The 21,468-nt window shown below is 61.2% G+C and carries 21 protein-coding genes and 1 pseudogene; 12 read left to right on the top strand and 10 right to left on the bottom strand.

Annotated features, from left to right (window positions below; genetic code table 11):
* Positions 1-119: 119 nt before the first annotated feature.
* On the top strand, positions 120-653 hold the full coding sequence (locus A7X77_RS06530; RefSeq protein WP_064682165.1) for an outer membrane protein assembly factor BamE: 534 nt from the start codon (positions 120-122) through the stop codon (positions 651-653).
* 87 nt (positions 654-740) lie between these two features.
* Here A7X77_RS06530 and A7X77_RS06525 read toward each other — a convergent pair whose 3' ends face one another.
* The 3 genes from A7X77_RS06525 to ribH form a co-directional block, all read right to left on the bottom strand.
* Entirely contained in the window at positions 741-2,879 is a 2,139-nt protein-coding gene (locus tag A7X77_RS06525) for a sodium-translocating pyrophosphatase (protein ID WP_064682164.1), read from the bottom strand.
* A 201-nt stretch (positions 2,880-3,080) separates the two neighbouring features.
* Entirely contained in the window at positions 3,081-3,563 is a 483-nt protein-coding gene (nusB, locus tag A7X77_RS06520; RefSeq protein WP_064682163.1) for a transcription antitermination factor NusB, read from the bottom strand.
* Positions 3,564-3,566: 3 nt separating this feature from the next.
* On the bottom strand, positions 3,567-4,022 hold the full coding sequence (gene ribH / locus A7X77_RS06515) for a 6,7-dimethyl-8-ribityllumazine synthase (protein WP_004674116.1): 456 nt from the start codon (positions 4,020-4,022) through the stop codon (positions 3,567-3,569).
* Between the two features lie 333 nt (positions 4,023-4,355).
* Here ribH and A7X77_RS06510 point away from each other — a divergent pair, with 333 nt between their 5' ends.
* The 9 genes and pseudogenes from A7X77_RS06510 to rfbA all read left to right on the top strand — a co-directional run bounded on the left by A7X77_RS06510 (position 4,356) and on the right by rfbA (position 12,710).
* Positions 4,356-4,715, top strand: a complete 360-nt coding sequence (locus tag A7X77_RS06510; RefSeq protein WP_064682162.1) for a hypothetical protein — start codon at positions 4,356-4,358, stop codon at positions 4,713-4,715.
* 171 nt (positions 4,716-4,886) lie between these two features.
* Positions 4,887-5,390, top strand: a complete 504-nt coding sequence (locus A7X77_RS06505) for a cupin domain-containing protein (RefSeq protein ID WP_064682161.1) — start codon at positions 4,887-4,889, stop codon at positions 5,388-5,390.
* A gap of 25 nt (positions 5,391-5,415) precedes the next feature.
* Complete coding sequence (locus tag A7X77_RS06500) at positions 5,416-5,931, top strand: GNAT family N-acetyltransferase (protein ID WP_064682160.1); 516 nt, start codon at positions 5,416-5,418, stop codon at positions 5,929-5,931.
* A gap of 314 nt (positions 5,932-6,245) precedes the next feature.
* Positions 6,246-7,052 (top strand): hypothetical protein, encoded by an 807-nt coding sequence (locus tag A7X77_RS06495; RefSeq protein WP_064682333.1) that lies wholly within the window; start codon positions 6,246-6,248, stop codon positions 7,050-7,052.
* 247 nt (positions 7,053-7,299) lie between these two features.
* A pseudogene (locus A7X77_RS06490) lies at positions 7,300-9,311 on the top strand (glycosyltransferase family 1 protein).
* Positions 9,301-9,879 carry a dTDP-4-dehydrorhamnose 3,5-epimerase gene (gene rfbC, locus A7X77_RS06485; protein ID WP_064682159.1) on the top strand — a complete coding sequence of 193 codons (579 nt, stop codon included), beginning with the start codon at positions 9,301-9,303 and terminating at the stop codon, positions 9,877-9,879. Before A7X77_RS06490 ends, rfbC begins: the two are co-directional and overlap by 11 nt.
* Before the next feature lie 6 nt (positions 9,880-9,885).
* Positions 9,886-10,941, top strand: coding sequence for a dTDP-glucose 4,6-dehydratase (gene rfbB, locus A7X77_RS06480; protein ID WP_064682158.1), 1,056 nt, complete (start codon positions 9,886-9,888; stop codon positions 10,939-10,941).
* Between the two features lie 2 nt (positions 10,942-10,943).
* On the top strand, positions 10,944-11,831 hold the full coding sequence (gene rfbD, locus A7X77_RS06475) for a dTDP-4-dehydrorhamnose reductase (RefSeq protein WP_064682157.1): 888 nt from the start codon (positions 10,944-10,946) through the stop codon (positions 11,829-11,831).
* A gap of 9 nt (positions 11,832-11,840) precedes the next feature.
* Positions 11,841-12,710: a glucose-1-phosphate thymidylyltransferase RfbA gene (gene rfbA, locus A7X77_RS06470; RefSeq protein ID WP_064682156.1), complete on the top strand. Its 870-nt coding sequence runs from the start codon at positions 11,841-11,843 to the stop codon at positions 12,708-12,710.
* Positions 12,711-13,008: 298 nt separating this feature from the next.
* On the opposite strand, the gene A7X77_RS06465 is transcribed toward rfbA, so the two are convergent.
* From A7X77_RS06465 to A7X77_RS06435, 7 genes are all read right to left on the bottom strand, one after another.
* A complete protein-coding gene (locus A7X77_RS06465) occupies positions 13,009-13,620 on the bottom strand; it encodes a riboflavin synthase (protein WP_064682155.1) in 612 nt (203 codons plus the stop codon).
* Positions 13,620-14,969 carry a bifunctional diaminohydroxyphosphoribosylaminopyrimidine deaminase/5-amino-6-(5-phosphoribosylamino)uracil reductase RibD gene (ribD, locus tag A7X77_RS06460; RefSeq protein ID WP_064682154.1) on the bottom strand — a complete coding sequence of 450 codons (1,350 nt, stop codon included), beginning with the start codon at positions 14,967-14,969 and terminating at the stop codon, positions 13,620-13,622. Before ribD ends, A7X77_RS06465 begins: the two co-directional genes overlap by 1 nt.
* A gap of 3 nt (positions 14,970-14,972) precedes the next feature.
* Positions 14,973-15,449 (bottom strand): transcriptional regulator NrdR, encoded by a 477-nt coding sequence (gene nrdR, locus A7X77_RS06455; RefSeq protein WP_003547190.1) that lies wholly within the window; start codon positions 15,447-15,449, stop codon positions 14,973-14,975.
* 9 nt (positions 15,450-15,458) lie between these two features.
* Positions 15,459-16,757, bottom strand: coding sequence for a serine hydroxymethyltransferase (glyA, locus tag A7X77_RS06450; RefSeq protein WP_064682153.1), 1,299 nt, complete (start codon positions 16,755-16,757; stop codon positions 15,459-15,461).
* A gap of 216 nt (positions 16,758-16,973) precedes the next feature.
* Complete coding sequence (locus A7X77_RS06445) at positions 16,974-18,278, bottom strand: L,D-transpeptidase family protein (RefSeq protein ID WP_064682152.1); 1,305 nt, start codon at positions 18,276-18,278, stop codon at positions 16,974-16,976.
* A gap of 433 nt (positions 18,279-18,711) precedes the next feature.
* Positions 18,712-19,227 (bottom strand): transcriptional regulator LdtR, encoded by a 516-nt coding sequence (gene ldtR, locus A7X77_RS06440; protein ID WP_004673822.1) that lies wholly within the window; start codon positions 19,225-19,227, stop codon positions 18,712-18,714.
* A gap of 129 nt (positions 19,228-19,356) precedes the next feature.
* Positions 19,357-19,794: a DUF6163 family protein gene (locus tag A7X77_RS06435; protein WP_064682151.1), complete on the bottom strand. Its 438-nt coding sequence runs from the start codon at positions 19,792-19,794 to the stop codon at positions 19,357-19,359.
* 130 nt (positions 19,795-19,924) lie between these two features.
* Between A7X77_RS06435 and hemB the strand changes: the two genes are divergently transcribed.
* Both hemB and A7X77_RS06425 read left to right on the top strand, forming a co-directional pair.
* Positions 19,925-20,938, top strand: a complete 1,014-nt coding sequence (gene hemB, locus A7X77_RS06430) for a porphobilinogen synthase (RefSeq protein WP_064682150.1) — start codon at positions 19,925-19,927, stop codon at positions 20,936-20,938.
* Positions 20,939-21,009: 71 nt separating this feature from the next.
* Positions 21,010-21,468 (top strand): RDD family protein, encoded by a 459-nt coding sequence (locus A7X77_RS06425; RefSeq protein WP_009994177.1) that lies wholly within the window; start codon positions 21,010-21,012, stop codon positions 21,466-21,468.

Raw genomic sequence — 21,468 nt, 5'->3', positions numbered from 1 at the left:
GACGTCTTCGAGGCGTCAGTGAAACAAATTCGGGACATTCGACCCGGAATGGCCACAATGGTTTTGCAGGAGGAAGCGTGCAAGGCCCAAACGGCTGCTATCGACACTCAAGGGAGTAGATGTCGTTGAAGAAACGGTATTTCAAGTCTGACATGAAGTTCTTCAGCAGCGCGGCCATTGCCTTCATAATCGCCTCAACCACTGCTCTTTCGGGCTGCCAGACCGGCACCGTGCTCAATGGCGGCTACGTCGCCGACCAGCAGTCGCTGAACCTCGTTCCAGAAGGCTCGAGCCGCGAGCAGGCGCTGCTTTCACTCGGCACCCCGTCGACGACGGCGACCTTCGACGGCGAAGTCTTCTATTACATCTCGCAGCGGCGCACGCGTTCGGTCGCCTTCCAGAAGCTGAAGGTCGTCGATCAGAGCGTTCTGGCGATCTATTTCGACAAGGACGGCGTCGTCAGCCGCCGCGCCAATTATACGCTGCAGGACGGCAAGGTGTTCGACACGATCGGGCGCGTCACGCCGACCGGCGGCAAGGAACTCACCTTCCTGCAGCAGATGCTTTCCGGCGGCAGCGCCGCGAGCGCGGCCCGCAGCCTGTTCGGCGGCGGCGCCGGCGGCACACCGCAGAATCCCAGCAGCCTGCGCTGATCGAAGAGGTCTCGAACGAAAAACCCGCCGGAGCGATCCGGCGGGTTTTTTGTTTGGGCGTTTTCGGCGCCGCGTTTTTTATGTGCGTCAGCCGGCGAGAACGGCGAGCAGCAGCAGTGCCACGATATTGGTGATCTTGATCGCCGGGTTGACGGCGGGGCCGGCTGTGTCCTTGTAGGGATCGCCGACGGTATCGCCGGTAACGGAGGCCTTGTGTGCATCCGAACCCTTCATGTGACGCACGCCGTCCTTGTCGACGAACCCGTCCTCGAAGCTCTTCTTGGCATTGTCCCAGGCGCCGCCGCCTGATGTCATCGAGATGGCGACGAAGAGGCCGTTGATAATGACGCCAAGCAGCGATGCGCCGAGGGCGGCAAAGGCGGAGGCCTTGGAACCGGAGATCAGAAGCACGCCGAAATAGACGACGATGGGCGCCAGCACCGGCAGCAGCGACGGCACGATCATTTCGCGGATGGCCGCCTTGGTCAGAAGGTCGACGGCCTTGCCGTAATCCGGCTTTTCCGTGCCCTGCATGATGCCCGGCTTCATCTTGAACTGGCGGCGCACCTCCTCGACGATCGAGCCGGCGGCGCGACCGACGGCTGTCATGGCGATGCCGCCGAAGAGATAGGGAATCAGGCCGCCGAACAGCAGGCCGGCGACGACATAGGGATTCGACAATTCGAAAGAGATTTCGCCGATATTGGCGAAGTAGGGATACTGGTCGCCGTGGGCGGCGAAATACCTGAGATCGTTGGCATAGGCGGCAAAAAGCACCAGCGCACCGAGGCCGGCCGAACCGATCGCGTAACCCTTGGTCACCGCCTTCGTGGTGTTGCCGACCGCGTCGAGCGCATCGGTCGACTTGCGCACTTCGGGCGGCAGATGCGACATTTCGGCGATGCCGCCGGCATTGTCGGTGACCGGACCGAAGGCATCGAGCGCAACGATCATGCCGGCAAGGCCGAGCATGGCGGTGACCGCGATGCCGGTGCCGAAAAGGCCGCCGAGCTGATAGGTGCCGAGAATGCCGCCGACGATGACGATGGCGGGAAGCGCCGTCGATTCCAGCGAGACCGCCAGACCCTGGATGACGTTGGTGCCGTGACCGGTGACCGACGACTGGGCGATCGAGACGACCGGACGCTTGCCAGTGCCGGTGTAATATTCGGTGATGACGACGATCAGCGCGGTGACGACGAGGCCGACGAGACCGCAAATGAAGAGGTTCGTGCCGGTCACGTCGGCACCGGCAACGGAGCCGAGCGAGCCCCAGCCAATCGTCAGCGAGGTGGCGGCGCCGAGACCGACGATCGACAGCAGGCCGGTGACGATGAGGCCCTTGTAGAGGGCGCCCATGATCGAGCCGTTCGAACCGAGCTTAACGAAGAAGGTGCCGATGATCGAGGTGATGATGCAGGCGGCGCAGATGGCCAGCGGATAGACCATCGCGGACTGGAGGATCGGCGCGCCGGCAAAGAAGATCGCGGCGAGAACCATGGTGGCAACGACGGAGACCGCATAGGTCTCGAAAAGGTCGGCGGCCATACCGGCGCAGTCGCCGACATTGTCACCGACGTTATCGGCAATCGTCGCCGGGTTGCGCGGATCGTCCTCGGGAATGCCGGCTTCCACCTTGCCGACGAGGTCGCCGCCGACATCGGCACCCTTGGTGAAGATGCCGCCGCCGAGACGGGCAAAGATCGAGATCAGCGAAGCGCCGAAGCCGAGCGCCACCAGCGAATCGATGACGTCGCGCGAGCCGCTCTCATGGCCGAGACCGACGGTCAGAATAGTGTAGTAGATGGAGACGCCGAGCAGCGCGAGGCCCGCCACCAGCATGCCGGTGATCGCACCCGACTTGAAGGCGATGTCGAGGCCGGCGGAGAGGCTGGCAGACGCGGCCTGCGCGGTGCGCACGTTGGCGCGGACGGAGACGTGCATGCCGATGAAACCGGCAGCGCCTGACAGCACGGCGCCGATCAGGAAGCCGATGGCGGCCGTGGCGGAAAGAAGCAGCCAGGCTGCGATGAAGACAACGACGCCGACGAGGGCAATGGTGCGATACTGGCGCGTCAGATAGGCCTGAGCGCCTTCCCGGATATAGCCCGCGATCTCCTGCATCCGGCTATTGCCCTGATCGGCGGCAAGCACCGACCGAGTTGCCCAGGCGGCATAGACCACCGAGAGCAGACCGCATGCAATTACGCATAAAAGAATGGTCATTTCGCTCTTTCCTCCCATAGGCCGGAGCTCACTCCTCCTCCGGCAGATACGCCGCCGAATCGCCTTTCCTCTCCACAGAAATGCCACAGCTAAGCCGTGCGGAGATTGCGTGGTCGATCACGTGGCGTCAAGACCGCAACTGGCGAAAACAGTTACGCTGCGAAGAAAGGACGAAGGGAGATTGTCTGGCAGCTAATGAACCTATTTCTTGGCCTCTCCGCGGACCTGCTTGGCGATGCGGTCGAGCACGGCGTTGACGAGCTTCGGCTCGTCGTCATCGAAAAAGGCCTGAGCGATCTCGACATATTCGGTGACGATGACCGCCACCGGAACGTCCTTGCGGTCAAGAAGTTCGAAGACGCCGGCGCGCAGGATGGCGCGCACGGTGCTGTCAAGCCGCGACAGAGCCCAATCATCCTGCAGCGCTGCAGCGATCAGCGGGTCGAGGCGGACCTGATCACGCACCACGCCGGAGACGATGGAGCGAAACCAGCCGGCATCCGCCTTCAGGTAGGTCGCGCCGTCGATTTCCTGACCGAGGCGGTGCGCCTCGTATTCAGCGACGATTTCCAAAACGCCCGTGCCGCCGACATCCATCTGATAAAGCGCCTGAACGGCAGCAAGACGGGCAGCGCCCCGCTGGTTCGCAGTCTTGACCGGCCGTTCCGTCTTGTCGTCACTCATTCTTCATGCACCCAGTTTCTGCTTCAGCTCGATCATCGTCAGAGCTGCGCGAGCGGCAAATCCGCCCTTGTCCTTGTCCGAGCGGCGCGCGCGCGCCCAGGCCTGTTCGTCATTTTCCACGGTCAGGATGCCGTTGCCGATGGCAAGGGACTCGCTGACCGCGAGATCCATCAAAGCGCGCGAGGATTCGTTCGACACGATATCGAAGTGATAGGTCTCGCCGCGGATGACCATGCCGAGGGCGACATAGCCGTCATAATGTGTGCCGCCATTGTCGTCTCCATCGAGCGACATGGCAATCGCTGCCGGAATTTCCAGGGCGCCGGGAACGGTGACGACCTCAAAGGTGGCGCCGGCCTCTTGCAATGCGAAGGTCGCGCCTTCGAGCAGGGCATCGGCCATGTCGTCGTAGAAGCGGGCCTCAACGATCAAAATATGGGGAGCGGTCTCTCTCGGCATGGTTCACCTTCGTTTTATGGGGCGTTTTCCACTCGGCAGGCCGCGGTCAAAACATGCCTTCATCAGAATGGCAAGCACTTTCGCCCGATGCCGCAACGCCAAAGACGAAATATCGGCAAAGGGATAGCTGCACAGCTGAGCAGGCCTTTCAAACCAGTTTCCCCGGACGCCTGGAAAACGGCGATTCGAAGGCGATTTTCATGAAGAATTTTTAATGGATTTTCAGTGGCTTAGTCCATTGAATCGCGAAGTGGGCAACGCCAATTCCATGTCGTGACGAGACGATCCCCTGCAAAGACAGCCGACCGTCAAAGCAGATGAAAGGATACAATCATGAACCGCGTTGTCACAATCACCCTCGCCGCCGCCCTCTCCTCGCTTGCATTTGCCGGCACCAGCCGGGCCGAAAGCCTTGGGATGAACACCGCCCAGGGCATCGAGCAGACCCTCAGGACCTTCCAGGGCAATGACTTCAACGTCGAGCAGGTCCATAACTGGCGCAATCTCGACGACGAGACGACGGGTCCGCGCTCGGCGCCGGAACGCTCCGGCCAAGCCATCCGGGGCATCCAGGCTTCGATCGACGCCAACCGGTCGCTTGCCCGTCGGCTCAACCATGAAGGCGTCGACGTCCGCAACATCGTCAATGCCGAACAGGCGGCTGACGGAAGCCTGACTTTCTACGTCCGCTGAGGTTCCAGCGCATCGCCAAAGATAGAGCGTCGCGTTCCGCCCGAAGCGCGGCGCTCGAAGCATGGGGGCGGTCTCCTCTCCGCCCATGCCGGGGACATCCCGGATCAGCACAGACGGGCATTGAATTTTCCGCCAAGATGATAGCTTCTTTTCCTGCAACAGGAGGACATCATGGCGACAGAACCAAAAGCGGTGATCAATATCGCCGATCTCGCGCTCGATCACTGGAAACAGGGCGAGTTCTACGAAGGCGCCGACGCCTCGTTCGGCGCACGTCTTGGTCTAGCCAGTCTCGGCATCAGCTATAACGAAGTGCCGTCGGGCAAATCGAGCTGCCCCTTCCACAATCACCATGTCGAAGATGAGCTCTTCTACGTGATCGCGGGCACCGGCGAATACCGCTTCGGCGACGAGCGCCATGCGATCAAAGCCGGCGATGTGCTCGGCGCGCCGGCCGGCGGTCCTGAAACGGCGCACCAGATCATCAATACCGGCACGGCGACCCTCGTCTATCTCGGCATCTCGACGATGGCGAAGACCGAGATCGTCGAATATCCCGATTCCGGAAAGTTTCTCGCCAAGACCAACAGAGATGGCGCAAGGCCCGGGCGATTCCGGTATATGGGACGCTCGGAAAATCCGCTCGATTACTGGGACGGCGAAGCCGGCGCGTGACGGCGCAGCTCCCGGAGGACCTGATGTGACAGACGTCCCCACGCTCGAAACGCAGCGGTTGACGCTTCGCCCTCACCACCTCGACGATTTCGAAGCGCACGCGGCGTTGTGGGCGAGCGAGGATGTTGTCCGCTTCATCAGCGGCGCGCCCTCGACGCGCGAGCAGAGCTGGGCCCGTATGCTGCGCATTGCCGGCATGTGGCACCATATGGGGTTCGGCTTTCTTGCGATCGAGGAAAAGGCAAGCGGCCGGTTCATCGGCGAAGCCGGTTTTCTCGAAGCCCGCCGCGAAATGGTACCGTCAATAGAGGGAACGATGGAGGTCGGCTGGGCGCTGATGCCGGTAGCCCAGGGCCGCGGTTATGCCACCGAGGCACTGACAGCCCTGATCGGCTGGGCGGAAGTGCATTTTCCAGGAATGGCGATGAGCTGCATCATCAGCCCCGAGAACGTGGCGTCGCTCAGGGTCGCAGCCAAGCTCGGCTTTCGCGAGATGGCGCGCGCGCAGTATAATGGCGAAGTCATTCAGTTTTCGCGTTAGGGAATTTCGTCAAGCGCGTTGCCTAGTGCCCGTCGATATGGGTGGAGACTCACCGCTATTGCGGTCTGCAGATATCGCCGATGGCGACAGCAGGCTCAAGCAAAAGAGTGTCGACGCGCTTCGGCTTGCCGCACCCGACTTCATTCCCGGATGGATCCGGCTTCGCACCTGCTACGCGCAAGGAACGCGCTGTAGAAACATCCCCAAGGCAGATACCTTCGCACCCCTCACGCTGACAGGAGGCAATGACGGGCGAGCAGCGTGGTAATTGCAGCCGGCAGAAACTCCCCATCCACAAGAGGCTGATTACAGATATGACCATTTTCATTGTTTGCCATAAGGATTTGCCGAGCTACCCTCCTCCGGAGGGCTCGAAAATCATATGGCTCAATTCCAAACCGCCTTTGGACAACAGGGGGATGGATGTTATTGCCGGTTATGATTTTTTCAGCGAGCCAGAGGAGCTTCACGCGAAATTGTCAGGATCGCTGGGGACGATAGCGATCGCAAAAGTGGTCGCGGAAGAGCCAGTAAAACCTCGCAACATCACCATCTGGCAATATCGAAAATATTTAATACGACAAAGAATCGGAACACCGAATCCCGAATATCCTGGGATGTACACAGCGACTTCAGAAGAAACAGAAATCACAAGACCGGATGATCCGGCATTTTCTCTAGAAGACTTCTTTCTGCCGCGACCTTTGAATCTCCAGAATATTTCTCACCACTATGCACGCTTCCATAATATTGTTGATTTCCTCAGATATACGGCATCCGCAATCGAAACAACCGCTTTAACACAAGCCGAAGCTTTGCAATTTTTCAATTCCGGCACTTTTGTGCCTGGAGGCATCGAGCTCGGCACATATCCGACGGACTGGTGGCTGGATGCTTTTGTGCGCCTTGTGGCGCCGTCCTTTGAATTTGCGAAACGATATCAACCGTTTCAGGCCGAAGATCCCGTGCAGAAACGTGCGATCTCATTTTGCCAGGAGCGCTTGGGAAGCTATCTTCTCATCAAACGGTTATCCGAACTCTACGGCAATACCCTACCCGGGTCCTTGTTCGGCGATATCGTGACCGTATCGAATGATGGGGTCTATAGAAGCGGCGTATAAACCGAGGCGGCCCAACTCCGAACATCGCAACCCATCGCGATACTGGCAGCAGAAGCGGCTGAGCCGACAAAGCCAGCTGGAGAAAGCTGACCACGGATAAGTCGGGCTGCCGCAATCCTCCAGGCTGACCAGCGAAAGTCTTGCAAACAGCGTGGCGCAAGCTTCTTTTCCAATAGTAGGCACCAAACAGGCTCGAATTGCCGTTCTGCGGATCGCCAAGCAGACGGAAACCGCGAAGGACGATACCTTGACAATAAATCAGTCCATTTCTTCTTTACCTGCCGGCCTTCCTGATCTGGCGCTTCTTACGGAAAAAGCCGCCCGCACCGGATCCGTCATCATCTATCAGCCTTATCTCGATCCTTCGCAGCGCAGCCAGCTCGACGCGGCTGCCGTGCCGCTCGACATCTCGTTCAATACGCAGGCTGCGACCCGCGAATACGAGCTCTTCCGGACCCTCCATGCGCACCACGAGGCGATCGGCCTCGGCGAAGACGTGTTCTGGGGACTGCTGTCCAGCAAATTCGAGGTAAAATCCGTCACAGACTTCCCATCCTTCGTCACCGAGGCGGAAAAGGCCAGGGCGGAAGGTGCGGATGCCTATCTCTACAATCCGCTGATCGGCCATGCCGCCATTTACAGCAACGTCTGGGAGCATTCGCTGCTTGGCGGCCATCCAGGCATGGAGCCGATCTTCCTGCATATCCAGCAGCTTGGCTACCCGATCGCGCCGCCGCAAGACAAAACCGCCTTTATGTTCTGCAACTATTTCTGCGGCAATAGAAAGTTCTGGGCTGGATATTTCGCCTTCTGCGAACGCATTCTGGAATCGCTGGAAAATGAAGCGCGCCGCGGCACGCCGGCGGGCATTGCCTATGCTGGTTCAGCGCAATATTCACGCGACGCCAACGCGACGATGCGCCCCTTCGTGATCGAGCGCCTGCTCGGGCTCTATGTCCAGCAGGCTGCAGCCACAGGATTGAAGATCGCCGCCTTCGCGCCGGCGCCTGCCGATTTCGAGTGGAAGTTCGGCGTCCGCCTCGGCCGGATGCTGCATGGCCTCTTCGCCGCCAAGGAAGCCTTTCTGCGGAGCCGTGAGGAGGCTCTCCTGACAAAGTGGCAGGAAGGCCGCCAACCGCTCATCAAGCAACCGCACCTGATCTGGTGCGCCGATGACCCACCGGCCTGGATGCCACGCGGTCAGTTCACGGGCGGCCGCGAACTGACGCGCGCCTATGCTCAGCAGGCTTCAGGCGCCTCTCCAGGCCCACAGCAGCCGATACGAACGGAAAGGCACGCTATACCAGCCGCGCCGAAGATCGAGCAGCCGCCTCGCAATGCATTGCAGCCCTTTGCCGGCGGATGGCAGGCCCATAAGGATCGCCATTGCATCTGGATCGTGACGCCCCAAAACTACAATCACAGCCACGCCTTCGACGAAGTCGCGCTCGGCCTGCAGGGCGCCTTCGAGGAACTCGGCGGTTCGGCACCGATCGTCAGGGATATGAACGAGTTCGCGGGCCGTGTGCCGATCATTTATGGCGGCAATCTGCTTCCGGCCGAAATCGTTGGCCACCTGCCGCAAGACAGCGTTCTCATCAACCTCGAGCAAGTGTCTGAAGAAAGCAGCTGGATCAATTCGCGCTATGTGTCGATCCTAAGGGCGATACCCGTCCTCGACTACAGCCCGCGCAACCGCGAAAATCTTGCCGCTAAGGGGATCGACCACGCCGGTGTGTTAGAAATCGGTTACAGCCGTTGCCTGAGCCAGATCCAGCACGCCCCCGTCAAGGATATCGACGTGCTCTTCTACGGCTCGATGAACGAACGCCGCCACCATATCCTGAAGACGCTGAAGGACGGCGGGCTCAAGGTCGCGCATCTCTTCAACATCTATGGTGCGGAACGCGATGCGGCGATTGCCCGCGCCAAGATCGTCATCAACATCCATCATTATGCGAGCGGCGTCTTCGAGATCGTACGCATTTCCTATCTGCTCGCCAATCGCGTTTGCGTGCTGACGGAAGGCGATATCCGCGATCCGGACCTCCAGCCCTTCATCGGCGGCTTGGCAATTGAGCCGTATGACGACATGATCGAGCGCTGCTACAAGCTGATCGCAGATGCCGACGAGCGCGATGCCATTGCAGCAAAAGGCCTTGTGGCCATCCAGAGCCGATCGCAGGCGCAGATGCTGCTGAGCGTTATGAAGGCGGCCGCCTGATGAAGGCCGCGGAAAAGGTAAGTCATGCACATTGAGACCGGCGCCATCGAGGGCATCGTTGCAATCACGCCGCCACGTTTCGGCGATCACCGCGGCTACTTCTCGGAAGTATTCAAGGATGCCTGGTTCCGGGAAAATGTGGCCGACGTCGCGTTCGTCCAGGACAATGAATCGCTTTCGGCGCAGGCCGGCACCGTTCGGGGGCTGCATTTCCAGATACCACCTTTCGCACAGGGCAAGCTGGTGCGCTGCCTTGCCGGCCGGATCATGGATGTCGTCGTCGATATCCGTGTCGGATCACCGAGCTTTGGTCAATGGCTCTCCCAGGAGCTCTCGCCGGACACTGGCAAACAGCTCTGGATACCGCCCGGCTTCGCGCACGGCTTCGCAACGATCGAGCCGAACAGCGTCATCAGCTACAAGGTAACCGCGTCCTATAGCCCGCAACATGATCGGGGCATCGCGTGGAACGATCCGGCGATCGGCATTCGCTGGCCTTTCGACGAGAGTGACATGGTATCGTCCGACAAGGACAAGACGCTGCCGCGGCTCGCCGATCTGCCAAGCCATTTTTCCTATTCAACACAGCAACCCCAGGATTGATCGACGATGCGCATACTGGTCACGGGCGGAGCGGGCTTCATCGGATCGGCTTTGGTGCGCCATCTGGTCAGCGAGATCGGCGCCGAGGTGCTGAATGTCGACACGCTGACCTATGCCGGCAATCTGGCATCGCTGAAATCCGTCGAATCGGCGCCGAACTACCAATTTCTGCGCGCCGACATCTGCGACCGCGCCAGGATGCAGGAAGCATTGGCGTCCTTCCGACCTGATATCGTCATGCATCTCGCGGCCGAGAGCCATGTCGACCGCTCGATCTCGGGCGCGGCTGATTTCATTCAGACCAACATTGTCGGCACATTCAGTCTGCTGGATGCCGCACGGCACTATTGGGATGGGCTTGACGCTCACCGCAAGAGTGCCTTCCGCTTTCTGCATGTCTCGACGGACGAGGTCTACGGCTCGCTCGGCGACGAGGGTCTCTTCGAGGAAACGACGCCCTACGATCCGTCGTCGCCCTACTCCGCCTCCAAGGCCGCGAGCGATCATCTGGCGATCGCCTGGCACCGCACCTACGGCCTGCCCGTCGTCGTCTCCAATTGCTCCAACAATTACGGCCCGTTCCATTTCCCGGAAAAGCTCATTCCGCTGATGATCCTGAACGCACTCGAGGGTAAGCCTCTTCCGGTTTACGGCAACGGCGCGAATGTTCGCGACTGGCTCTATGTCGAGGACCATGCCCGCGCGCTCTACACAATCGCATCCAGAGGGCGCCCCGGCGAAAAATACAATGTGGGCGGCCGCAATGAGCGCAGGAACATCGATGTCGTTCACCGCATCTGCGCGATTCTCGACGGCGTCTACAGTGACAAGGCACCGCATGCGCGTCTGATCACCAACGTCACGGACCGTCCGGGACACGACGCACGCTATGCGATCGACGCCTCGAAACTCGAGAGCGAACTCGGCTGGAAGGCGCAAGAGACCTTCGAAACCGGCATCGAGAAGACCGTGCGCTGGTACTTGGATAACGAATGGTGGTGGAGGCCGCTGCGCGAAACCGTCTATTCCGGCGAACGCCTCGGCGTTTTCAACGGGAGATAGCGATGCGCATTGCCGTCACCGGTAAACAGGGCCAGGTCGTTCAGTCGCTGGTCAGACGCGGCGCCGAAACGGGGGTCGAGATCATCGCGGTCGGCCGCCCGGAAATGGACCTTTCGGATCCTGCAAGCATTACAGTCGCCTTCTCGGCTCTGCGGCCGGATGTGATCGTCTCGGCCGCCGCCTATACGGCGGTCGACAAGGCCGAGAGCGAAGCCGAGCTTGCCTTTTCCGTCAACGCGACAGGCGCTGGGGCGGTTGCCGAGGCTGCCGCGCGGATCGGGGTCCCGGTCATCCACATTTCGACCGACTACGTCTTCAGCGGCGACAAGACCTCCGCCTATTGCGAAGAGGATGCGACGGCGCCGATCTCCGTCTATGGCCGTTCGAAGCTCGCCGGCGAGCATGCCGTCGCGGCGGCGAACCCGAACCACGTCATCTTGCGCACCGCCTGGGTCTATTCGCCGTTTGGCGCCAATTTCCTGAAAACGATGCTGCGGCTTTCCGAGACGCGCGATCATCTTCGCGTCGTCGCCGATCAGACAGGATGCCCGACCTCGGCACTCGACATCGCCGACGCGATTCTTGCGATCGCGACCCGTGTCATAGCGGACCCCGCGCCATCGCTCCGCGGCACCTTTCACCTGACCGGCAGCGGTGAAGCAAGCTGGGCTGATTTCGCCGAAGAGATATTCGCGGCGCTGCTTAAGTCGGGCGGCAGAAACGTTGGCGTCGAGCGCATCCCGACGACGGACTATCCGACACCGGCACGGCGTCCCGCCAATTCGCGTCTCAACGGCGACAAGCTCGCCAGAACCTATGGAATCAGGCTCCCGGAGTGGAAGCAGTCCATGACGATCGTCATGCAAGACCTTTTGAATAAAGGTCTTTAAGGAGAAAGCATGAAGGGAATTATTCTTGCGGGCGGCACGGGCACGCGTCTGCATCCGATCACGCAGGCCGTCTCGAAACAGTTGATGCCGGTCTACGACAAGCCGATGATCTATTATCCGCTGACGACGCTCATGCTCGCCGGCATTAGGGAGTTGCTGATCATTACGACTCCCCACGACGTCGAAGCCTTCAAGCGCCTTCTCGGCGACGGCTCGCAATGGGGAATTTCGCTGACCTATGCCGTACAGCCGAGCCCGGACGGCCTCGCCCAGGCCTTCATCATCGGCGCCGACTTCGTACACGGCGACAGCTCGGCTCTCGTTCTCGGCGACAACATCTTCTACGGGCACGGGCTGCCGGAAATCATGAAATCCGGCACGAGCAGGCGGGAAGGCGCGACGGTGTTCGCCTACCACGTCACCGATCCGGAACGCTATGGCGTCGTCGGCTTTGATGAAAAGATGAATGCGCTGTCGATCGAGGAGAAGCCGAAGGAGCCAAAATCGAACTGGGCGGTGACCGGCCTCTATTTTTACGACCAGCAGGTGATCGATATCGCCGCCAACCTGAAGCCGTCGCCGCGCGGCGAATTGGAAATCACCGACGTCAACCGCGCCTATCTCGAGCGTGGCCAGCTTTTCGTGGAACTGATGGGCCGGGGCTACGCCTGGCTCGACACCGGCACACCTGATAGCCTGCACGATGCCGCAGGTTTCGTCAGCACGCTCGAGAAACGCCAGGGCTTCAAGATCGCCTGCCCCGAAGAAGTCGCCTGGCGTATGGGTTACATCTCGCAGGACGACCTCGCCAAACTCGCGGAGAAGCACGGCAAGAGTGCCTACGGCCAATATCTGACGAAGCTCTCTCCGGTCTGGTGAACTCTCCGGCCGGCCAGGCGCGCTGTCCCTTTCCACCCGGCGTATAACACCGAAAATCGACGCGGACAGCCCTCATCCGCCTGCCGGCACCGACCGGGGTCGAGCCACGCGTCTCGACCCTTCCTTCGGACCCCGCTTGCGGGGCGAAAGGGATATGCCGCAACGTCTCCGTCCTCGCCCAGTTCTCGCAGGGCACGCCCCTCGCCCCGTTTACGGGGAGAGGGTTAGGGTGAGGGGCAGCCATTGGCTGAAATCGGACGATCGTAGCGTAACTTCGAAAATCGATGGCGGCTTCGATTCAAGCGCTGGGAAATTCAGCCAACCGGGCGGCGTAACGCGCCATGGTATCGACTTCGAAATTGACGAAATCGCCGGCCTTGCGCTCGCCCCACGTCGTCACTTCCAGCGTGTGGCGGATGAGCAGGACGTCGAAGTCCGTGCCGTCGACCGCGTTGACGGTCAGCGAGGTGCCGTCGAGCGCGATCGACCCCTTGGGGGCGACGAATTTCGCCAGATGTTCGGGTGCGCGCAGGCGGTAACGCGTGGCGTCGCCCTCCGATGTCACCGAAAGGATTTCCGCCTTGCCGTCGACATGGCCGGAAACGATGTGGCCGCCGAGTTCGTCGCCGATCTTGAGCGATCGCTCGAGATTGATGCGGCTGCCTTCCCGCCAGGTGTCGATCGTCGTCAGCCGCAGCGCCTCCTCCCAGGCCTCGACCTCAAACCAGCGGCCGTTGCTGCCTTCCTGCGGCAGGCCGGTCACGGTGAGGCAGATGCCGGAATGGGAGATGGAGGCGCCCATATCGATGGTGGCAGGATCGTAACTCGTCGCAACGCGGAGCTTGATGCCCTCCTTTAGCGATGAAACGGACTCGATCGTGCCGATATCAGTGACAATTCCGGTGAACATCAACTCTCTCTTTCATATTCATCCAGGCGATCTGCGCCGAATATGCGCGTGCCCATATGGGCGAAACCGGATGGTATGTCGGTTGCACCAAGCGGCGATTCAATACCGTCCGCGCCGATGATGACGGGCGCGTGGTAAAGCTGGATGCGGTCGACGAGACCGGCTTCCAGGAAAAGTCGCGCTGTCTTGGCGCCGCCCTCGACCAGAAGCGAAGAAATGCCGCGTGTCGCAAGCGCCGGCAGCAGGATTTCCGGATGATAGGGATTGCAATAGACGATCTCGACGCCGGCGGCTTCGAGTGCGGCGCGGCGGGAGTCCATGTCGGCGGCGTCGGCCGGTGCGTTACCCCCCTCTGTCCTGCCAGGCATCTCCTCCACAAGGGGGGAGATCGGCTGGGGGCCGGCGCCTTGCCCTACATTCCCTGAAGTCGATTTGTTGCTAACAGGGGCGAGGGAATTCGGATCCTGCTCCTTGCTGATCTCCCCCCTTGTGGGGGGTCCGAACGACGGGTCGAGACCCGTGGTTCCACCCCGGTAGTCCGGCAGGACGGAGGGGGGCAACCCCTCTACATTCGCCGTTAACGGCGACACGTCCTCACTCGCCACCACGATGACCGGCACCTCTCGCGCCGTCGCGACCAACTTGCTCGTCACTGGCAAGGCCAAAGACGGATCAAGCACGATACGAACAGGCGACTGCGCCTCCAGGCCGGGTGTGCGCACCGTCAGCAACGGATCGTCGGCTATCGCGGTGCCGATACCGACCAGGATCGCGTCGGTTTCGGCCCGCAGCGCCTGCACCTCGGCGCGGGCCTCCGGGCCGGTGATCGCCACCTGTCCCTCCCCCGCACGGCCGATCATGCCGTCGGCGGAAACGGCAAGCTTGAGAGTCACATAGGGCCGGTTCTTCGTCTGGCGGGTGAGATAGCTGGCCAGCGAACGCCGGCCCTCGGCTTCCAGCACACCGGCATCCACCTCGATACCTGCGTCGCGCAGCATGGAAATACCGCGGCCGGAAACCCGCGGATCGGGATCGGTGACGCTGATGACGACGCGGGCGACGCCATAGGCGATCAGCGCCTCGGCACAGGGCGGCGTCTTGCCGTGATGCGAGCAGGGTTCGAGGGTCACATAGGCGGTGGCGCCGCGGGCAGCCTCGCCGGCTTCGGCGAGCGCTTGCGGCTCGGCATGCGGGCGGCCGCCGAGGGCGGTGACCGCTTGCCCGACGATGACGCCATCCCTGACGATCAGGCAGCCGACGGAGGGGTTTGTGGCGGTGCGGCCGAGATGCCGGCGCGACAGCCGGATCGCCACCGCCATGAAACCTTCGTCATCCGGCGTGAGGCTCATGGCTCATCTGTCCAGCGGGTCGCGGGCGATCTTGGCGTTGATTTCGGAAATGACCTTCTCGAAATCCTCGGCGAGCGAAAAATCCCGATAGACGGAGGCGTAGCGCACGAAGCCGACATCGTCGAGGCTCTTCATGGCTTCCAACACCTGGAGGCCGATCTGCTCGGAGGAGATTTCGGTCTCGCCGGAACTTTCCAGCCGGCGGACGATGCCGGAGACGGCGCGCTCGATGCGGTCACGCTCGACCGGGCGTTTGCGCAGCGCCACTTCGAAGGAGCGCACCAGCTTGTCGCGGTCGAAGGGCACCTTGCGGCCGGTCTTCTTGATGACCATCAGCTCACGCAGTTGCACACGCTCGAAGGTCGTGAAGCGGCCGCCGCAATCCGGACAGATACGCCGCCGGCGGATGGACGTATTGTCCTCCGCCGGGCGCGAATCCTTGACCTGAGTATCTTCCGAACCGCAATAGGGGCAGCGCATCGCTACTCCTTACCCCATGTAGTCATACATTGGGAAGCGGTCTGTGAGGTTGACCACCTTGCCGCGCACGGCGGCTTCGACGGCGGCATTGCCTTCATCGGAATTGGCGACCTTCAGGCCGTCGAGAACTTCGACGATCAGGTTGCCGATTTCGCGGAATTCGGCTTCCTTGAAGCCGCGCGTCGTGCCGGCCGGCGCGCCGAGGCGCACGCCCGAGGTGACGAAGGGCTTTTCCGGGTCGAAGGGAATGCCGTTCTTGTTGCAGGTGACATAGGCGCGGCCGAGCGCTGCCTCGGCGCGCTTGCCGGTGGCATTCTTCTTGCGCAGGTCAACGAGCATCAGGTGGTTGTCGGTGCCGCCGGAGACGACATCGAGGCCGCCTGAGATCAGCGTTTCGGCAAGCGCCCGGGCGTTCTTGACGACCTGGGCGGCGTATTCCTTGAACTCCGGCTGCAGCGCCTCGCCGAAGGCGACCGCCTTGGCGGCGATGATGTGCATCAGCGGTCCACCCTGGAGACCGGGGAAGACGGCCGAATTGAACTTCTTGGCCAGATCTTCTTCATTGGTCAGGATGACGCCGCCGCGCGGGCCGCGCAGCGACTTGTGCGTCGTCGTCGTCGCGACATGGCAATGCGGGAACGGCGAGGGATGCTGGCCGCCGGCGACGAGACCGGCGATATGGGCCATATCGACCATCAGGTAGGCGCCGACCGAGTCGGCGATCTCGCGGAAACGCTTCCAGTCCCAGATGCGGGAATAGGCGGTGCCGCCGGCGATGATGAGCTTCGGCCGGTGCTGTTCGGCCTTGCGGGCGACGTCATCCATGTCGAGGAGGTTGTCGCCTTCACGCACACCGTAGGAGACGACATTGAACCACTTGCCGGACATGTTGACCGGCGAACCATGCGTCAGGTGACCGCCCGAATTGAGATCGAGGCCCATGAAGGTATCGCCGGGCTGCAACAGCGCCAGGAACACGGCCTGGTTCATCTGGGAGCCGGAATTCGGCTGGACGTTGGCGAAATTGACGCCGAACAGCTTCTTGGCGCGTTCGATCGCCAGTTCCTCGGCGATATCGACGAACTGGCAGCCGCCATAATACCGCTTGCCCGGATAACCCTCGGCATATTTGTTGGTCATGATGGAGCCCTGAGCTTCCAGCACGGCGCGGGAGACGATGTTCTCGGAAGCGATCAGTTCGATCTCGTGCCGTTGGCGACCGAGTTCCTTTCCGATCGCGCCGAAAATCTTGGGATCGACGTCCGCAAGCGAGCGATTGAAGAAGGATTCGGTGGAAGCATTGGTCATGGGCGGGCTCCTCAACTGGAATGCGCGAAGGTATTATCCTTCCCCTGTGGCAAGGGCAATACGAAGAACGACATTTGCTGAGCAAAGCGCGCGCTCCGGTCATTTTGCGACAGCGCGGCGCCGATGAATCGCGGCTCCGCGATCGAGCGCCCTCGCCGCAATAAAAAAACCGCGCCGGGAGGGCGCGGTTCGAGGGTGCGATGCAGAGGTCGCCGCTTATTGCACCGGCTGTTCCATGCCAGCCGTGGTATCGAGCGCCAATTCGGCGTTGCCGTCCATCTGATAGATGTCGTCGCGGAACTGGACGATGCCGTCGGGCATGCCCCAGGCGGAGATGTAGACGAAATAGACCGGAACCTCCGCCGCGAGCTTGATCGGCGTGTTGACGCCGCTTGCGATCACCTGCTCCATCTGCTGGCGGCTCCAGCCGGGGGTCTCGCGCAGCAGCCAGTTCGTCAGGTCGCGCACGTTCTGGACGCGGACGCAGCCCGAGGATTCGAAGCGCATCAGCTTGTTGAACAGGCCCTGCTGCGGCGTGTCGTGCATGTACTCGCCGTTCTTGTTGTAGAAGTTGATCTTCGTCGAGGCCATGGCGTTGGTCTTGCCCGGATCCTGACGGAACATCAGGTTCGGCGCCTCGCCATTCCAGTCGACGGTCTCGGGAGAGACTTCGTTGCCCTTGCCGTCGAGCAGGCGGATGGCGTTCTTTTCGAGATAGGTCGGATCTTTGCGCATCAGCGGCATGATGTCCTTCTCGACGATCGAGCGCGGCGCGGTCCAATAGGGGTTGAGGATGACCTCGTAAATCTTCGAATTGACGAGATGCGTCGGGCGGCTCAGGCGGCCGACAACCGCGGTATGACGCGTCGCGACACTGCCGTCTTCGACAGCCTCGACATAGGCGGCCGGAATGTTGACCATCAGGTGGCGGCGTCCCAAGTCTTCGGGGAAGGTCTGCAGACGGATGAGGTTGGTGTTCAGCTGCTGCAGACGGACATCGGCGGGGATGTTCATCGCCTTCAGCGTAAATTCGCCGAGGACGCCGTCGGCCGGCAGACCGTGACGCGCCTGGAAGCGCTTGACGGCACCGTCGACGTAGGAATCGAAGGCGCTCGACAGGCCGGCCTCACGCGGCAGGTCGCCGGTGATCGCAAGACGCTGGCGCAGCGCCTGTACGGCCGGATGGCTGACGCCGAGCTGCAGGCGCTGGTCACCGGGATTGACTTCGGGCCAGCCGCCGGCGGCCGCAATCTGCTGATACTGCATGATCGCCTGCTGGGCGCTGGCGACCGATTGAGGCCCGAGGATCGGAGTGTTTGAAACAACGGCGGTCGCCGTACGCGAAGCCGCCTTGGCGTCGAACTGGTCGTCCCAGTTGCCGCGGCGCGGCGCGTTCAGGAGCCCATCGAGTGCCGATTGCGCCAATGCAGGACCGGCAGCAAGCGCGCCGGCGCCAACCGTTGCCGCCGACGCCAGGAAAGCGCGGCGCGAAAGAGCTTCAATTCCGTTTTTCTTCGACATAGTCCCAACCACTGAATGCCGCGATAAAAAGAAGGCCGCGGCTCTTTGCGATATCACTGCGCCGTAACGCAGATCTCTGTGCATTCGTTGTCCCGGCGCATCAAAAAACTCAGCTAGCCCATCACAGAAGCGCGATGCGACAGCCTGAACATTTCTGATCGGTTCAAGCGCCGGTTGTTAAACTTCCGCTGCCACACCAATATGGCCAATTCGTGTTACCGGCTCGGAAGATAGACTGCCGGCTGCCGGAGACACGAGGCAACGAACCTGACGGGCTAAACGGTGCCGGTTAATAACGGCTAAAAAACGGCTTGAATACAGGCTATAACGCTTGCCTGCCCTGCGTTGCAAAGATGCCACGCGGGCAAACGGCAAAACCGGACGCGCAGGGACACGTCCGGTTTTCTGCAACCCTGAAAGGAGGTCAGGGATTTTAGAGACGATACATGATCGAGTCGTTCCAGAAGCGGTCCAGACGCTGGAGCAGCTTGTTCATCTGGGTGAACTCGTCGGTGCCGATGCCGCCGACCTTGTCGATCGAGGCGATGTGGCGTTCGTAGAGCTTGGCGACCGTTTCGGCGATGTCCTGGCCGGTTTCGGTCAGGCTGATGCGGACCGAGCGGCGGTCGATGCGCGAGCGCTGGTGGTTGATGAAGCCGAGATCGACCAGCTTCTTGACGTTGTAGGAAACGTTGGAGCCGAGATAGTAGCCGCGGGAGCGCAGCTCGCCGGCGGTCAGCTCGGAATTGCCGATGTTGAAAAGGAGCAGCGCCTGGATGGCGTTGACGTCGCTGCGGCCCTGACGGTCGAATTCGTCCTTGATGACGTCGAGAAGACGACGGTGAAGACGTTCAACAAGATGAAGGGATTCCATGTAAAGATCACGGATGCCCTGATCCTGCTGGTCACGGAAGTTCGATACCGCCTGCGGCTTGATTTTCGTGTTCATATTGACTGCCTCACTGTTTGATTGGCGGTGTCGTTTTCTTCCCGCCTTGAGTGAGACCCTATCGAATACATATAAAATTCGACTTAAACCGCAGGCTTAACGGAGCCTTACTGGAAACCCCACGTTGTCTCAGGGTAAATCAACGCTTACCTGGCGGCGGTGCCGGCGCTTTTCCAGCCACAGCAGCAGGCGGAAAATGCAGTAGACAGCGGCGACCATGAGATGCAGCAGGATGATCAGCTTGTTGGGTCCGAAAATATCCGGCAGCAGGCCATACATCAGGACCTGGCCGCCTGCTGCCAGCACCCAGATGACCGGCCCCCAGGAGACGGTGAGCCACAGGCCGAGGGACGCGACCGGGAAAAGCACGGCAAGGCTGGTGCTCGCAACCTTCCACGGCAGGCTCAAGAGATCGAAGCGGCCGGCGCCGACCAGCGAATAGCCGACGAGCATCGCCCAATATTGCAGGCCGAACCAGAAGCAGGATAGGGCGACCAGCCTCAGGAACAGAATGAAGAGGAGATCCGCCAGTGTGCGTTTCGGGATCGTCGGGCTATCGGTTTCCATGGCGCAGACATCGGTTCCGGTTGTATCGTCATAAGGGTGTTTTCCGCCGCGGCCATTCGTCCGGTTTGGATTTTCCGGGCGCCATGATAATGAGCGCTCCGATAAATGGAATGGGCCAGGGACAGATATCATGCAGGACAGGACGCATCTCGTCGACGACATCACCGGCCATCGTCGCATGCGGCGCAACCGCAAGGCGGATTGGACGCGCCGGCTGGTGCAGGAGAACCGGCTGACCGTCGACGACCTTATCTGGCCGATCTTCATCGTGCCGGGTTCCGGCATCGTCGATCCGATCGCGGCCATGCCCGGCGTCAACCGCATGAGCATCGACAAGGCGGTCGAAGCCGCACGCGAAGCGGCCGGTCTCGGCATTCCGGCGCTCGCCACCTTTCCGAACATCGAGATGGAACTGCGCGACGAGACCGGCTCGAACAGCCTGGAAGCCAATAACCTGATCAACCAAGCGACGGCGGCGATCAAGAAGGCGGTCCCCAATATCGGCGTCATCACCGACGTGGCGCTCGATCCCTTCACCAGCCATGGCCATGACGGGATCTTGAGAGACGGCGAGATCATCAATGACGAGACGGTCGACCAGGTGGCGCGCGCCGCCGTGATGCAGGCGGACGCCGGCGCCGACATCATCGCGCCATCGGAGATGATGGACGGGCGCATTGGCGCGATCCGCATGGCGCTCGATGCGGCCGGCCACCAGAACGTCGGCATCATGAGCTATGCGACGAAATTCGCCTCTGCCTTCTATGGCCCCTATCGCGAGGCGATCTCGACCGGCGGACTGCTGAAGGGCGACAAGAAGACCTATTATATTGACCCCGCCAACGGCACCGAGGCGATCCGCGACGCCGCGCTCGACGTCGAGGAAGGCGCCGACATGCTGATGGTCAAGCCCGGCCTGCCCTATCTCGACATCTGCTGGCGCATGAAGGAGGCCTTTGGCCTGCCGACCTTCGCCTACCAGGTTTCCGGCGAATATAGCCAGATCAAGGCGGCGGCGATGAACGGCTGGATCGATGGCGAGCGGGCGATGCTCGAAACGCTGCTGTCCTTCAAGCGGGCGGGATGTGACGGCATCCTCACCTATTTCGCGGTCGAGGTGGCGAGAATTCTCGGAAAACGGTGAGTGCAGGGCGATTATTGTATTTCGCCCTACCGACACCATATCAGCGGCATCGCTTTTCGCAGGAGATCGAGATGAGCTACAACCCCAATCCGCTTTTTGCCGCACCGGAGGACTGGCGCGCCTATAGCGGCGTGTTGAGCCGCCGTGTCCTTGCCTTCATCCTCGACTACCTCATCGTGGCGCTGCTGTGGATCCCCGCAGCGATCGTGCTGTTCTTCCTGTCGATCATCACGCTCGGGCTCGGCTTCCTTCTCTACCCTGCCCTCTTCGTCATCGTCGCCGGGATTTACTTCGGCCTGACCGTCGGCGGACCGAGCCAGGCCTCGCTCGGCATGCGGGCAATGGGGATCGCGATCGTGCGCGTCGATGGGCGGCCGATGGATTTCCTGACGGCGATCGTGCATCTGGCGCTGTTCTGGATCCTCAACTCGGTGCTGACGCCGCTCATCCTGCTCGCCGGCCTGTTTATCGAACGCAGCCGCCTGATCCACGACCTGCTGGTCGGCACCGTGACGGTGCGCACCGCTTGA

Source organism: Rhizobium bangladeshense (assembly GCF_001662075.1).
GTDB classification, from domain to species: Bacteria; Pseudomonadota; Alphaproteobacteria; order Rhizobiales; family Rhizobiaceae; genus Rhizobium; species Rhizobium bangladeshense_B.
The sequence above is the reverse complement of the archived record's forward strand: the minus strand, read 5'-3'. Positions and strand labels throughout refer to the sequence as shown.